The sequence below is a fragment of the Dechloromonas sp. A34 genome (assembly GCF_026261605.1).
In the GTDB taxonomy this organism is placed as follows: Bacteria; Pseudomonadota; Gammaproteobacteria; order Burkholderiales; family Rhodocyclaceae; genus Azonexus.
In genome coordinates this window covers 3032210-3047224 of the sequence record NZ_CP102486.1, presented here as the reverse complement: position 1 = coordinate 3047224, position 15015 = coordinate 3032210, and the positions used below count along the sequence as shown (strand labels likewise).

The following is a 15015-nucleotide window of genomic DNA, read 5'->3' as shown; positions in this document are numbered from 1 at the left end:
GTAATCCCGGCGAATCGGCCAGCCCAAGGAGGTAAAACCATGAAACCACGCAAAAGACTGCGCCGTTTCGGCGCAGCACGCCCCGAGCCGGCGAAGCTTGCGCCGGCAACCGAGGAAAGCAAGGGGCCACGCCAGGTCATCGAGCAAGCGGCGCGCGACATCAGTCGCGGGCTGCGCGACACCGATCTGCACGGCACCCCGTCCAACGTGCCCGGCCCGGCCGAATCCGGAGCATTCGCCGGGCGCCGAGGTCCCCCCGGAAGGCGTGAATGTGAACAAATAGCCGAAGCCGCCCGGCAAGCGATCCGCCGGGCCGTCAAGAAGAGGGGAGGGTGGTAATGGAGACGTCATGCTGGCTGTGCAAAACGCGGAGTTGAGTGCGCTGTCCTTCGGGCTGGCCCTGGCGGCCAGCGCCTGCTTCGCCTTTTTCTCCCGGACGCTGGCGCCAGCCGAGGGCGGCAATCGGCCGGGCCAGCTGCTGCTCGACGGCAGTCTGGTGGCCGTGGCCTGGTCGGCCGCCGCGCTGATCGCCGGGTTGGCCTACGCGCCCCCGAGACGATCGCCGCCAGCCGGAACCTGGCACTGCTTCTGCTGCTGCCGATGATCGGCTGCACCGTGCCGGCCTTGCAGCTGAGCAGCGAGCCGCCCTCGCTCCGCCGCCTGCTCGGCGCCGCCGGCCTGCTCACGGCGAGCGCGTTGTTGGCGCCGCTCGTAGGCGCCCTGGCCGACGCCGCCGGCCCGGCCTGGGTCGAGTCGCCGGACGGCCTGGCCCTCGCCGCGCTGCTGGCTTTCGCCGCCGTGCTGACGGCCCTGGCCTTGCTGGCGCGGCGTCCGCCGGTGTTGTGGCGCAGTAGCGCAGCGAACCTGCTGCTGACCACCGGCTGGCTGCTCCCCCAGTTCATGCACCTGGCGCACTGGCCGGCTTTGGCAAGCCGCGCGATGGCGGTCGACGGCGAAGGGCTGGCCTGGCTGGCGGCATTCGATACGCTGGCCGTGATCGGCCTGTTCTTGTTCAGCCGCCATCTGACCGGCCGCGCGCTGCTCACCGGTCAAGCTGAAATCGCCGCCCTGCGCGCCGCCGACGCCGAGCTGGCCAGCCGCCTGCAGGTGCTGGATCAGGCGAAACTGGCGAGCATCGGCCAACACGAACGGCGCTGCGACCAGTTGTTGCAGAGTGCCAATGTGGCCGTCTTCGACTGGGATCTGCTTTCGGGAAAAGTCGATTACGGCGGTGCCTGGTCCTGCCTGCTCGGCCACGACGACCCGCACTGCGACTGGCTTCGCCAAGCGCGCGATCCCCTGACGCAGCTCTGTCATCCGCGTGAATTGGGCCAGGCCCAGCGCCTGCTGCGCGAACTCGCTTCCGGCGAACGTGACCGGGTGCATTGCGAAGTGCGCCTGCGCTCGGCCAGCGGGGCCTGGCTCTGGGTCCTGGTCCATGCCCAGGTCGTCGAACGGCAGCCGGACGGCAGCCCGCGCCGCATAGTGGGCACCCAGCTCGATATCAGCCGGACCAAGCGCGTCGAACACCTGCTGTTCGCCGAGCGCCGGCTGTTCGCCTCGGGGCCGGTAATCGTGCTGACCTTCGACGCCGAGGCGCCGCATCGGCTGCGTCAGGCGTCATCGAACCTGCACGATGCGCTGGGCCAGACCGAGCCGCATCCGGCGGCCGGCCAGCCGCTCGACGCGCTGGTCCATGACGACGACGCCCCGCGTCTGGCCGAGTCGGTGCGGAGCGCCGTCGCCCGGCCGGGCGCGCAGGCGCAGTGCGAAGTGCGACTGGCGAAAGCCGATGGCAGCTGGCCCTGGTATCTGCTCCACGTGGTCGCCGAGCGGCAAAACCTCGGCAAGCTGCTGCGCGCCTACCTGGTCGATATCAATGGCCTGAAGGAGGCGGAATCGCACGCCGCGGAGCACAACACGGCACTGCAGCAAGTCGTCCACAAGATGGGCGAAACGCAGCAATTCATGGAGAGCCTGCAGCAGCTCACCGAACTGCTGCAACTTTGCGAGAGCGAGGCCGAGAGCGAGCAGATCATCGTCCAGGGCGGACCGCAGCTCTTCCCGCGCTGGAGCGGCGCCCTGACTTTTGCCGACAATGGCGGCCTGATGACGGTTGCCGCCAGCTGGGGCGAGTCCTTTACTGTCCAGCACGCCATGGAGGCCGACTGCTGGGCCGTGCGCCGCGGGCGCCTGCACCAGTCCAGCATCGAGCCCGACCAGCATGTGCTGTCGCCGGTGTGCAGCCACTTCGGCGGCGACCGGGCGCTGCCGCCGGGCATCAAGCACACGATATGCGCCCCCCTGCTGAAGAGTTTCGACCGTCCCGGCGTGCTCCATCTGGTGGCCTACGAGACGATGGATGAAGAAGCTTTGCAGAGCGCCGCCTGGGGCGCCGAGACCTTTGCCGATGCGCTCAAGCTGTCGCTCGGCAACCTGCGCCTGCGTATTTCCTTGCGCGAACAGGCGGTCCATGACGAGATGACCGATCTCTACAATCGCCGCTATTTCGACGAGGCGCTTAACCGCGAGCGCAGCCGTTCCGAGCGCACCGGCGAAGGCCTGATCCTGGCCATGCTCGACATCGACCATTTCAAGAACTTCAACGACAATTTCGGCCACGAGGCCGGCGACGAGGTGCTCAAGAAGGTTGCCGAGCATCTGCGCCACTTCGTGCGGGCCTACGACATCGCCTGCCGGGTCGGCGGCGAGGAGCTGGCGATCCTCATGCCGCGCGTCCATATCGACGAGGCCGTCGCGCGCCTCAACCAGCTCCGCGAGGAAATCGGCGCCTGCACGCTGAACCACAAAGGGACGCAACTGCCCGCCGTCACGGTGTCGATCGGCGTCGCCGATCTCGATACCGACGCGCCGGACGATCTGCTGCGCCGGGCGGACAGCGCCCTGTACGCCGCCAAGAACAGCGGTCGAAACCGGGTCAAGCGGTGGACGGCGGAGCTCGAGACGGACGTGGCGGACGGCGCGGACCGCAACGAACCGGCTGTCCCGGCCGGACCCACCGGGGAAACGAAGCGGACGGCGCCGGCGGATCGATCGGCCACCGCCGCCAACGGCGGGGCGCGGACGAACGGCAAGGAATCAGGCACGGACGCTCCCGCCGGGAGGTCAGCCCGCAACGGTGGTCAGGATGGTGGACATCATGAAAGAAGCGAACTCTAGGTGGTACCGGAATCTGGCCTTGACCGCCGTCCTGCTCACGGCGCTGAACGGGCATGGCGCCGACGGCGGGGCGCCGGATGCCGGGAAGGCGGCGGCATCGCCGCTGCCGCCGACGACGCCGCCGGAAATCATCAAACCGGCCTTGCCGAGCGATCTGAAAAGTGCCGATGCGGTATTCGACGAACTCGATGTCGGCCGCCGGGGTTATGTGACTCGCCACGACACCAAAGACCTGCTCGGCTTCGGCGAGGCTTTCCGGAGCGTCGATAGCCGGCGCAGCGGCAAGTTGACGCGAGCCCAGTTCCGCCGGGCGTGGGCCATCTACAAAGCGCCGAACCAATAGCCTCGGGTAGTCCGACGGACGGCTCAGCGCGGTTCATGGCGGCGATTTTCGCCGTCCGGAAGCTGGCTCTTCCGGAACTGCCGGCTGGTGTAGAGCTTCATCAGGGGCGTTACCGAGATGCCATGAACGACGATCGACACCGCGACTGTCGTCAGCGTCAGGGTAATCGCCAGGTCGGCGGTGGTGCCGGATAGTCCGTGGTGCAGGGCGAACATCAGGTAGTAGATCGAGCCGATGCCGCGGATGCCGAACCACGAGATCAGCAGCCGTTGATCGCGCGACACCGTGGCGCCGAGCAAGCCGAGCCAGACCGAGAGCGGGCGCAGTACGATGAAGAGCAGCAGCATAAAACTGATTGCCGTCCAGTCGAAGCGGCTGTAGGGCAGCATGGCGCCGACGACGAGGACGATGACCAGTTCGGCGATGCGCTCCATCTGTTCGTTAAAGCCGCGCACGGCCTGCATCATGTAGGCACCGGCCAATTCCGGATCGGTCGCGACCGCAAGGTGGGCTTGCTTGCCGCGCAGCCCGGCCGGTCCATCGGTGGACAGCGGTTTCTCCTGGGACTGGCCCTTGCAGCGCTGCAAGGCGAGACCGGCGGCAAAAACCGCGAGAAAACCGGAGGCGTAGGAAACCTGCGCCGTGCCGTAGGCGAGGGCGACCAAGCCCATGGCGAGAAATTCGTCGAGCCCGACGGCTTCCTGGTGGTGGGTGCGCAGATAGACCACGAGCTTGCCGATGATCGTGCCAAGCAGGCCGCCGATAGTCAGGCCGCCGCTAATGGCCCAGATCAGATCGACGCCCAGCCAGCGCCAGCCGCCCGGCCCGAGATCGTGCAGGCCGAGCAGGCCAAGGCCGAGAAAGACAAAGGGGAAGGCGGCGCCGTCGTTGAGGCCGCCTTCGCCAGAGAGGCTAAAGCGCAGGCGATCACGGTCGCCGGGCTCGTCCACTTGGACATCCGAGGCCAGAACCGGATCAGTCGGGGCGAGAATGCCGCCGAGCAGGATGGCGGCACCGAGCGGCAGGCCGAGAAGGAAATAGCCGGTCGCGGCGATCAGCGCGACGGTCAGCGCCATCGAGAGAAAAGCCAGACGCAGCGGCAGGTACCACTGGCGGTTGGTCAGTGGCAGGCCGAGCTTCAGGCCGACCGAGAACAGCGAAATCAGCAGCGCCACTTCGCTGACCCGTTCGAGGAGGGCGGCATAGCCCTGGGGGTCCGGTGGAATCGGCCCCCAATCGGCGCTGCCGAGGCCGTAGCCGACCCCCAGGTAGAGCATCGAGGCACTCACCGGCAGACGCTTGAGCAAGGAACCGGCAAGGGCCATGGTGATCAGCAGCGCCCCGATGACGAGCGCCCACAACGAAAAAGACATCGCAGCCCGGTCCTCAAGATTAAAGCGAAGGAGGGGCACCGCCGCCCGCGGCAGCGGAGCGGCAGGCCCGGCAAAACATCGAAGATGGGTGTTTGAACCCCGCCCGGCCGAATCTTTCAATTTTTCTGGTGTAATCCGGCCGTACCGCGTCTACCGGGCGATCAGACCTGATTCCTGGTCGCCATCGGGCCGGACAACCGCCAGCCGAGCATCGGGCAACGCCTGGGCAGGCGGCTCGTCTCCGGCCGCCCCGGCGCTGCCGGCATTGGCGGCGGCGTATTCCTTGAGCCGGTTGTAGAGGGTTTTCAGGCTGACCCCGAGCACGGCGGCGGTGCGTTCCTTGTGGTTGTTGAAGTGCTGCAGGGTGGCCAGTATCAACTGATACTCGGCTTCGGCCAGGGTCGTGCCGAGGGGGAGGGTGATCGAACGGCCGTCGCCGGGCGTGGCGGGGCGCGCGGCATCCGGCGCATCGCAGGGCAGCCATTGGTCGGTGATGATCTCGTCGGCGGCCATCAGGTAGGCGCGCTGCACGACGTTGCGCAGTTCGCGGACGTTGCCCGGCCAGCGATAAGCCGCCAGACGAGCGAGCGCCGCGGGGGAAAGGCGCTTGATCTGGCCTTCATGCTGGCAGATGTCAGCCAGGAACTGCGCGGCGAGCAGCGCGATGTCGTCGGCCCGCTCGCGCAGCGGTGGCAGTTCGATCGGAAAGACGTTGAGCCGGTAAAGCAGATCCTCGCGTAACCGTCCGGCCGCCACCGCCTCGTCAGGCGGCCGGTTGGTGGCGGCGATGACGCGGACGTCGATTTCCTGGCTGTGCGTCGAGCCGACCCGCATCAGCGTTCCCGTCTCGAGTACGCGCAACAGCTTGACCTGCAGTTCGAGCGGCATTTCCGTGACTTCGTCAAGAAACAGCGTGCCACCGTGGGCCCGCTCGAAGAAGCCGAGGTGCTGGCGGTCGGCGCCGGTGAAGCTGCCTTTCTCATGGCCGAAAATCTCGCTCTCGATCAGGTTGGGCGAAATGGCGCCGCAGTTCACTGCCAGAAACGGCTCGTTGCGGCGGCGGCTCAGGTCGTGCACGGTATGCGCCACCATTTCCTTGCCGGTGCCGCTCTCGCCGGTGATGAAAACCGTGACCGCAGTCGCCGCGACACGCGAGATCTGCTCATAGACGCGGTGCATCGCCGGCGACCGTCCCCAGAGGTGCCCGAAACGGCCGCTGCGTTCCCATTCCTCACTCAACGTGGCCAACTCGACTTTGAGCACCGCCGGCCGTATGACGCGCGACAGGATGCCCTGCAGCTGCTTCATCGTCACCGGTTTGATCAGGTAATCGGCGGCGCCCAGGCGGAAGGCCTGAATCGATGTTTCCAGGCTGGCATGGCCGGTGATCAACACCACTTCGGAGTTTTCGAGCAGGGTCGGATCGTCGAACAATTCGATGCCACTGCCGTCCGGCAGCTTCAGATCGAGCAAGACTACGTCGGGCGGGTGCAAGGCCAGCTGCTGCCGGGCATCGCGCAGCCTATTGGCGACCGCCACGGTGAATCCTTCAGTGGCGACCAGCGCAGCCATCATCTCCGCCGAGTCGAGATTGTCTTCGACGATCAACACATGACCCATGTCAGTCTCTCCATCTCCGCGACCAAAGGTACAGACGCCGGCTCAATTAGCCGGTCCGCATACAACCGTTGGCCATGACGAATTAATCAACACTTGATGGATTGTCGACCAGCGAAGCCGGTCGAAGTTCGGCGGCCCGGAGAAATTGGCGGCCAGCGGCCGGCCCGGCCGGGCGGAAAAGCCTGCGCCGCCGCGGCTCAGTCTTCGGCGAGCATCCGGCGCAGCTCGGCGGCATCGATCGGCTTGACCATGTAGGCGTCGAAACCGGCCGCCATGGCCTGCGCGCCGAAGTTGTCCTGGCCGTAACCGGAAAGGGCGATCATCCGCCCAGCATAGCCGGCGGCACGGCTGCGTTTGGCGACTTCGAGGCCGGTCAGCCCGGGCAGGCCGATGTCGACGACCGCCACGTCGGGGCGGTTTTCGAGCAGCGTGGCCAGCCCGCTGACACCGTCGGTCGCGCACCAGACCGAATGGCCGTCTAGTTCCAGCAGCTTGTGCAGGGAGTCGAGCGCATCTTCGTTGTCCTCGATGACCCCGATCCGGCGACGGCGCGAGGGCGGGACGAGCAGGCGCTGGGGCGCGCCGGCCGGCGCCTCGACGGCCGGCAGGCGTACCGTGAATACGGTGCCGGCGGCCGAACTGGCGGCGCCGACCGTGCCGCCGTGCAGTTCGACCAGGCGGCGGACCAGGGTCAACCCGATACCCAGGCCGCCGGCGCGCCGGTCGAGGGTGCGCTCGGCCTGGACGAAGAGGTCGAAGACCTTGGGCAGCAGCGTCGGGTGGATGCCGACCCCGGTATCGCTGACTTCGAGTACTGCCTGCGTCCCCTCGCTGGCGACCCTGACGTCGATGCGTCCGCCGGCCGGTGTGTATTTCAGGGCATTGGTCAGCAGGTTGTTAACGACCTGTTCGATGCGCGTCGCGTCGGCGTCGATCCACACCTCGTCGAGCGCGACGTACAACTGGTGGCGGTCGGCGACGCCGGTCAGGCGCATGGTCGCCACCAGCCGTTCGACCAGCGGCACGAGGTTGAGCGGCTGGCGGGCAAGCAGGATCTTGCCGGCGATGACCCGGCCGACATCGAGCAGATCGTCCATCAGGCGAGCCAGATGACGGGTCTGGCGGAGGATCACGGCGCGCGCGCTGGTCGCATTGTCGGCGCCGGGATCGACCCGGTTCAATACCTCGATGGCCGCGGCAATCGCCGACAGCGGATTGCGCAATTCATGGCCGAGCATGGCGAGAAATTCGTCCTTGGCCCGGTTCGCCGCCTCGGCTTCGAGGCGCGCCGCATGTTCGCGCTGGATCAGCGCCGCCCGGCCGCGCTCCGCCTCTTTCTGGTCGCTGATATCGAGGCTGACGCCGGTTATCTGCAGCGGCCGGCCATGGTCGCCGTAATTGGTCATGATGCGGCAGGACAGCCAGCGTTCGGTGCCGTCGGGCAGCCGGATCGGGAATTCCAGCGTCTCTTCGTCCTGCTCGTCGGCGCAGCCACGGCGCAACGCGGCTTCGATGCGTTCGCGATGGCCGTCGACGACGCTGACCAGAAAATCGCCGAGGGTGCTTTCCCTGGCCACCGCCGCCATACCGAACAGGCGGGCGAGGCCCGGCGTCCATGCCATCGTGTCGGTTTCGAAGCGATAGTGGAAGAAGCCGAGATGGCCGGCCTCCTGAGCCAGTTCGATCAGGCGCTGGCTTTCGCGGAGATTTTTCTCGGCACTGGCGAGATGAGCTTCGGTCCGCTTGCGCACGGTGATGTCGACCACGGCGCTGAGGGCGCCGCGTGGCAGGCCGTTGTTGTCGCATAGAGGCACCGCGCTGACCAGTACGTAGCGGGGTTCCTGGCCTTCGCTGACCAGTTCCAGTTCGAGGCCGCGGACCGACTCGCCGCGCGCCGCGGCCCGCTGCAGCGGCTGCTTGTCGTCTTCCAGGCGGCCCTGCCGGCCTTGATGGAAGCGGGCCGTCGGCGCCGTCGGCGGGCCGATCAGCACATTCATTGCGGCGTTGTGTAGCACCTCGCGGCAGGCCTGGTCCTGGGCAAAGGCCAGGCCGATCGGGCTGCTTTCGAACAGGGTTTCGAACTCGTCGGCCTTGCGTTGCAGCAGATCGCGCTTGGCTTTCAAGCGGGCTTGAACGGTTTCCTCCTGATCCTTGGCTGCGACCAGGGCGTCGCGCAACTGCGCCACCTCACGGATCACGATCCGCTTGCCGGCCTGGCTGCGGGGGTCGGTTGCCAGCTGATCGAGCGGATGGGTCAGCCGGCGGGCCATCAGCAGGGCCAGGACCACGCCGAGGACCAGGCAGGCCAAGCCGGTCGTCAGCGCCAGGACGATCGCCCGCTTGTGGCGGGCGTCGAACGGCCCGGCCGGCATTCCGACATCGACCACCCAGCCGGCCACGGCGATGGTTTTCCAGGCATCGTAGGTGGCGATCTGCGCGCTGCGCTGGGTCCGGTGGAGTCCCGCGGCAGCGTTGCCGATCGAGCCGACCAGCATTGGCGGCAGGGTATCGTCGACAAATGCCGCCGGCGCCGTGGTTCGGGCAATCAGGCGGTGTTCCCGGTCATAGACTCCGGCCACCGCACCGGCCGGAGTCCCGGCCTTGTACAGCAAGTCCTGCCAGACGGTGGCAGCGATCCAGGCGCCGAGGCGGTAGCGCAGCTTGCCATCGACCAGCACCGGAACTTCGATGACGACGGTGCCCTTGTCCGGACGATGATCGACAAGCGGTGCCGGCTTGCCAACTGCCGGTTTGTTCGCGCCGTCCGCCGGCGGGGCGGAGGGCCGCGACCGTCCGGTCGGTTTTTGCGAGCTGGTGTCGAACAGCAGATTGCCCCGCTCGTCGAGCAGGTAGGCGCTGAGCCAGTTCGGATGCAACTGCGCGCGGGTGCTGCGCAGTGTCTTTTCGAAAGCGACGATGTTGTGGGTCCGGATGGCATCCGTGCCGGCGAGAATGGTCAGGGCATCGAACGACGAAACCAACTCGCGTTCGACGATTTGGCCCAGGGAATTGGCCGACTGCTGCAACTCCAGCTTTATGCGCTGCTGGTCCCCCTGGAGATCGGTGAAGATCCAGTAGCCCATCAACAGGCCAATCGGCAGCGTCGCCAGCAGGATCATGGCGACCAGATAGGTGCGTAGCGAAGCGCTCGGCCAGAACGCGTCGATTCGGCGGAAAAGGGCTGAAAACCTGGTCATGGCAAGCGATACAGAAGCAAAAAAAGCGCCAAACCTGAAACCGCGACCCGGGACGACCGTGCCGGGTGAAAAATCAAAACGTCATGCAGCTTTCGGCCACCGTAGCGCCATTTCGGCCGCAAGCGGCGATGCGCCGCCGGCGAGGCCGGGCCGGGCAGACCTTGTAGATTTTTCCGGGTCGGCGGTAAGAAGTTCCGACCATGAGCCGTTTGGCGGTCGCCCCAAGCGGCAAGCCGGCGTCGCCCCGCCCGGGAGTCTCCGCTGCAGGACAACACGGTCGCGGAACAGTGCCCGGGCATGCAGGAATCCTCCTACCGACGTTTCGGTTAGGTCTGACAGCGCCTTCCAGGCCCGGTTCATATACTGGATTCCACTTTCGGCACGTTTGCCAATGGAAATTCTGGCAATTTTCCAAAATGGAGACCGGCCATGCGTATCAGGATCAGAATTACCACCCTGTTTCTGCCCGGGGCACCACCCATCATGGTGATTGCCAGAGCACCGCAACCGGCCAAGATCGGACGCTCGACGGCCCGGCCGTTCCTGCCGCCGCAATCGCTGCCCGCATCGCGGCAGATATGACGCATGTCTCGCGCGGCGGGAACTTTCACGAACGCCGGCCGGTCCTCACTACAGGTGTCGCAGCAAAAAGAACTGCTCTCCGGCATGACCATTATTCGGTCTTGGGCAAGGAGGAAGGAATGAGCGATCACACACATGAATACAGCAAGGAGCGGCTCGAGGCCGCTTATGACCGCTTTGCCGGGCATGTCGCCGAAGCCGTGCAGAGCGGGCGCAGCCTGGGCCGGCAAGGGTTCGAGGCGGCCATGGAAAAGACCCGGGAGCGGCTGGCCGCGGCCGGCGAGTTAACTGCCGGGCAGGGCGAGCGCTTCAAGGAGTATCTGCGTCGCGACCTCGGCCTCCATCTCGACGAGCAGGCGCGACTGGCCCGCCAGTTCGGCCGCGAAGCCGGACAGCACCTGCAGCCCGAGCGTCTGCGCGACGGCATGCTGGCAACGCTGGCGACCGTGCTGCGCAGCGGCGGTGAAATGCTGCAGGAATGGTCGCACAAAGCCGATGCGGCAATCATTTACGAGAGCGGCGAAATCACCAGCGCCGGTACGCTGACCTGTCTCAATTGCGATCACGTCATCCGGCTCGACCGGACGGCCCATGTCGCTCCCTGCCCACTCTGCCTGGGCACGCGCTTCCGCAAGAGCTACTGAATCCGGGCGAGGGGAGGCGAGACCATGGCGGCGAGCGAAACCCGGGGCGAACAACAGACCCAGCCGGTCGCCAGCCGGTTCAGCGACCGCGACATCTACCTGTTCAAGGAAGGCAGCCACAGCCAGCTGCATGACAAGCTCGGTTCCCACCCCGGGCAACAGGATGGCGTCGACGGGACGCAGTTCGCGGTGTGGGCGCCGAACGCGGCCCGCGTCTCGGTGATCGGTGACTTCAACGACTGGGAGGCCGACCGCCATTCTCTGCGCGGGCGCGACGACGGCTCCGGCATCTGGGAAGGCTTCGTGCCGGGCGTCGCTCATGGTATGGCCTACAAGTACCGCATCGTCTCGCGCTACCGCGACTACCAGGCCGACAAGGGCGACCCCCTGGCCCTGGCCTGGGAATGCCCGCCGCGCACGGCGTCGCGCGTCTGGCGCCTCGATTACGAATGGGGCGATGCGGCCTGGATGGCCGGCCGGCGCGACGCCAACGCGCTCGCAGCGCCGCTCTCCATCTACGAGGTGCATCTCGGTTCCTGGCGCCGCGTGCCGGAGGACGGAAACCGCTTCCTCAGCTATCGCGAACTGGCCGAACAACTGCCGCCCTACGTGCAGCAACTGGGCTTCACCCACGTCGAACTGATGCCGGTCGCCGAGCATCCCTTCTACGGCTCCTGGGGCTACCAGGGCACGGGCTATTTTGCGCCGACGGCGCGCTACGGTACCCCGGAAGATTTCATGTTCCTGGTGGACAGCCTGCATCGCCACGGCATCGGCGTCATCATCGACTGGGTGCCTTCGCATTTCCCCGACGATGCCCACGGCCTGGCCTACTTCGACGGCACCCAGCTCTACGAACATGCCGATCCAAAGCTCGGCTACCACCCGGAATGGAAGAGCTACATCTTCAACTACGGCCGCCACGAAGTGCGCGCCTTCCTGATGAGCAGCGCGCTGTTCTGGCTCGATACCTACCATGCCGACGGGCTGCGGGTCGACGGCGTCGCCTCGATGCTCTACCTGGACTACGGCCGCCGCGAAGGCGAATGGATTCCCAACCGCCATGGCGGCAAGGAAAACCTCGATGCCATCGATTTCCTGCGCCACGTCAACGAGGCCGTCTACCGCGACCATCCCGACACCCAGACGATGGCCGAGGAATCGACCGCCTGGCCGATGGTGTCGCGCCCGACCTATGTCGGCGGCCTGGGTTTCGGCATGAAATGGAACATGGGCTGGATGCACGACACCCTCCAGTACTTCGCCAGCGATCCGCTCTATCGCTCCTATTGCCACGAGCGCATCACTTTCAGCCTGTGGTATGCCTTCAACGAGAACTTCGTGCTGCCGCTCTCCCACGACGAGGTGGTGCACGGCAAGGGCTCGTTGATCGGCAAGATGCCGGGCGACGAATGGCAGCAGTTCGCCAACCTGCGCCTGCTCTATGGCTACCAATGGACCCACCCCGGCAAGAAGCTGCTGTTCATGGGCGGCGAGTTCGGCCAGCGCCGCGAATGGCAGCATGACGAGAGCCTCGAATGGCATGTCCTGCAGTATCCGCTGCATCGCGGCCTGCAGCGCTGGGTCGAAGACCTCAACCGCTTCTACCGCGCCCAGCGGGCGCTCTACGAGGACGATTTCACGGCCGCCGGCTTCGAATGGGTCGATAGCGGCGACCGCGCCAACAGCGTGCTCAGCTACCTGCGCCAGGGGCGCGACGCCGACGATATCCTGCTCGTGGTCTGCAACTGCACGCCGCTGCCGCGCACCAACTACGCCGTCGGCGTGCCGCGCGGCGGCCGCTGGGAGGAATGCCTGAACAGCGACGCGCCGCTCTACGGTGGCAGCGGGCAGGGCAATCTGGGCGGCGTGGACGCGGCGCCAGTGCCCTGGCACGGGCGCTTCCATTCCCTGCGCCTGACCCTGCCGCCGCTGGCCGTGCTGGTCTTCAAGCCGGCGGAGGTGGCAACATGAGCAGGAAGCAGGGCCCCCGTGTCGCGGGGATGCGTCCGGCCGCGGCCTGGAGCGCGATGACAGCCAAGGAGGCGGCGCCGTGATCCCGGCCGCCACCCCCTCGGTGCTGGCCGACGGTCGTTGCCGCGTCGTCGTCGAAGGATTGAGTCCGGTGGTCGACGGCGGGCGCTTCGCCGTCAAGCGTTCCCGCGGCGACCGGGTGGTGGTCGAGGCCGATGCCTATTGCGACGGTCACGACAAAATTGTCTGCCTGCTGCGCTGGCGGCGCGACGGGGCGAGCGCCTGGCAGGAAACGCCGATGGCGGCGCTGGCCAACAATCGCTGGCGCGGCGACTTCATGGTCGATGAACTGGGCGGCTACCGCTATACGGTCACCGCCTGGATCGACCATTTCCTGTCCTGGCGCGCCGAACTGGCCCAGCGCGTCGATGCCGCCGATATTCTCGTCGCGCTGCAACTGGGCGCCGAACTGGCGAGTCAGGCGGCGGGGCGTGCCGACGGCGCCGACCGGGCCAGCCTGCAAGCGCTGGCCACGGCCCTGCGCGGCGAAACCGATGCCGAGCGCGGCAAGCTGCTCGCTCTCGATCCGCTGCTCGCCGAACTGGCGGCGCGCTATCCGGACCGGCGCCTGGCCACCACCCACGAACCGGAATTGCCGCTCTGGGTCGACCGGCCGCGGGCGCGCTGCGGCGCCTGGTACGAAATCTTCCCACGCTCCTGCCTGGCCGCGGAGGAGGGCGCCGCCCACGGCACCTTCGCCAGTTGCGAACGCTGTCTGCCCTACGTCGCGGCGATGGGCTTCGATGTCCTCTATCTGCCGCCGATCCATCCCATCGGCAGCACCCAGCGCAAGGGGCCGAACAATACGCTGACCGCCGCGGCCGGCGACCCCGGCAGTCCGTGGGCAATCGGCGCGGCGAGCGGCGGCCATTGCGCCATCGAACCCCGGCTCGGCAGTCTCGACGATTTTCGCCACCTGGTGGCCCGGGCCCGGGAATTCGGTCTCGAGATCGCCCTTGACATCGCCTTCCAGTGCTCCCCGGACCATCCCTGGGTGCGCGAACATCCCGCCTGGTTCCGCCACCGCCCGGACGGCAGCGTGCAGTACGCCGAGAATCCGCCGAAGAAATACGAGGACATCTACCCGATCGATTTCGAGAGCGCCGCCTGGCGCGAGTTGTGGCAGGAACTCAAGGCCGTCTTCGAATTCTGGATCGGCGAGGGGATCGCCATCTTCCGCGTCGACAACCCCCACACCAAGGCTTTCCCGTTCTGGGAATGGCTGATCGGCGAACTGCGCCGCGACCATCCCGAGGTGCTTTTCCTGGCCGAGGCCTTCACCCGGCCCAAGCTCATGTACCGGCTGGCCAAGCTCGGCTTCTCGCAGTCCTACACCTACTTCGCCTGGCGCAACAGCAAGCGCGAACTGACGGAGTATTTCGACGAACTGACGCGGAGCGAGGTGCGCGAGTTTTTCCGGCCCAACCTGTGGCCCAATACGCCGGACATCCTGACCGAATACCTGCAGTTCGGCGGCCGCCCCGGCTTCGTCGTGCGCCTGGTGCTGGCCGCCACCCTCGGCGCCAACTACGGCATCTACGGCCCGGCCTTCGAATTGCTGGAAGCCACGCCGCGCGACCCGGGCGGCGAGGAATACCGCGACTCGGAAAAATACCAGGTGCGGTACTGGGATCTCGAGCGCTCGGACAGCCTGCGCGAAATCATCGGCCGCGTGAACCGCATCCGCCGCGAACACCCGGCCTTGCAGCAGGACTGGCAACTCGAGTTCTACGAAGTCGATAACGAGCAGATCCTCTGCTACGGGAAATACACCGACGATCTGGCCGACGCCATCATCGTCGCCGTCAATCTCGACCCGCACCATGTCCAGAGCGGCTGGCTGACCCTGCCGCTGGAACGCTTCGGCATCGCCGACCCGCCGCGCCCCTACCAGGTGCACGACCTGCTCGGCGATGGCCGCTACCTGTGGAGCGGTCCGCGCAATTTCATCACCCTCGATCCGCAGCACAGTCCGGCGCACATCTTCCGCATGCGGCGGCATGTCCGGACCGAGCACGATTTCGACTACTTCCTGTGAGAGA

At 66.7% G+C, this 15015-nt stretch carries 11 protein-coding genes; 8 read left to right on the top strand and 3 right to left on the bottom strand.

Translation table 11 applies throughout. The annotated features are described in order from the left end of the window. Nucleotides 1–39: 39 nt before the first annotated feature. Genes NQE15_RS15175 through NQE15_RS15160 form a run of 4 tightly spaced genes read left to right on the top strand, consistent with a single transcriptional unit; the run spans nucleotide 40 to nucleotide 3523 of the window. Nucleotides 40–339, top strand: coding sequence for a hypothetical protein (locus NQE15_RS15175; RefSeq protein WP_265942511.1), 300 nt, complete (start codon nucleotides 40–42; stop codon nucleotides 337–339). 10 nt (nucleotides 340–349) lie between these two features. Next, on the top strand, nucleotides 350–604 hold the full coding sequence (locus NQE15_RS15170) for a hypothetical protein (protein WP_265942510.1): 255 nt from the start codon (nucleotides 350–352) through the stop codon (nucleotides 602–604). Beyond that, nucleotides 601–3180: a sensor domain-containing diguanylate cyclase gene (locus tag NQE15_RS15165; protein WP_265942509.1), complete on the top strand. Its 2580-nt coding sequence runs from the start codon at nucleotides 601–603 to the stop codon at nucleotides 3178–3180. Before NQE15_RS15170 ends, NQE15_RS15165 begins: the two co-directional genes overlap by 4 nt. Beyond that, on the top strand, nucleotides 3161–3523 hold the full coding sequence (locus tag NQE15_RS15160) for an EF-hand domain-containing protein (RefSeq protein ID WP_265942508.1): 363 nt from the start codon (nucleotides 3161–3163) through the stop codon (nucleotides 3521–3523). Before NQE15_RS15165 ends, NQE15_RS15160 begins: the two co-directional genes overlap by 20 nt. 23 nt (nucleotides 3524–3546) lie before the next feature. Here NQE15_RS15160 and NQE15_RS15155 read toward each other — a convergent pair whose 3' ends face one another. From NQE15_RS15155 to NQE15_RS15145, 3 genes are all read right to left on the bottom strand, one after another. Then, on the bottom strand, nucleotides 3547–4896 hold the full coding sequence (locus tag NQE15_RS15155; RefSeq protein ID WP_265942507.1) for a cation:proton antiporter: 1350 nt from the start codon (nucleotides 4894–4896) through the stop codon (nucleotides 3547–3549). A gap of 150 nt (nucleotides 4897–5046) precedes the next feature. After that, nucleotides 5047–6516, bottom strand: a complete 1470-nt coding sequence (locus NQE15_RS15150) for a sigma-54-dependent transcriptional regulator (protein WP_265942506.1) — start codon at nucleotides 6514–6516, stop codon at nucleotides 5047–5049. Nucleotides 6517–6713: 197 nt separating this feature from the next. Next, a complete protein-coding gene (locus tag NQE15_RS15145; protein WP_265942505.1) occupies nucleotides 6714–9713 on the bottom strand; it encodes an ATP-binding protein in 3000 nt (999 codons plus the stop codon). Nucleotides 9714–10142: 429 nt separating this feature from the next. Here NQE15_RS15145 and NQE15_RS15140 point away from each other — a divergent pair, with 429 nt between their 5' ends. From NQE15_RS15140 to NQE15_RS15125, 4 genes are all read left to right on the top strand, one after another. Next, entirely contained in the window at nucleotides 10143–10295 is a 153-nt protein-coding gene (locus NQE15_RS15140; protein ID WP_265942504.1) for a hypothetical protein, read from the top strand. Nucleotides 10296–10414: 119 nt separating this feature from the next. Further along, on the top strand, nucleotides 10415–10939 hold the full coding sequence (locus NQE15_RS15135) for a zinc ribbon-containing protein (RefSeq protein WP_265942503.1): 525 nt from the start codon (nucleotides 10415–10417) through the stop codon (nucleotides 10937–10939). Nucleotides 10940–10963: 24 nt separating this feature from the next. Then, nucleotides 10964–12913, top strand: coding sequence for a 1,4-alpha-glucan branching protein GlgB (gene glgB, locus NQE15_RS15130; protein WP_265942502.1), 1950 nt, complete (start codon nucleotides 10964–10966; stop codon nucleotides 12911–12913). Between the two features lie 79 nt (nucleotides 12914–12992). After that, nucleotides 12993–15011: an alpha-1,4-glucan--maltose-1-phosphate maltosyltransferase gene (locus NQE15_RS15125; protein ID WP_265942501.1), complete on the top strand. Its 2019-nt coding sequence runs from the start codon at nucleotides 12993–12995 to the stop codon at nucleotides 15009–15011. Nucleotides 15012–15015: the final 4 nt, after the last annotated feature.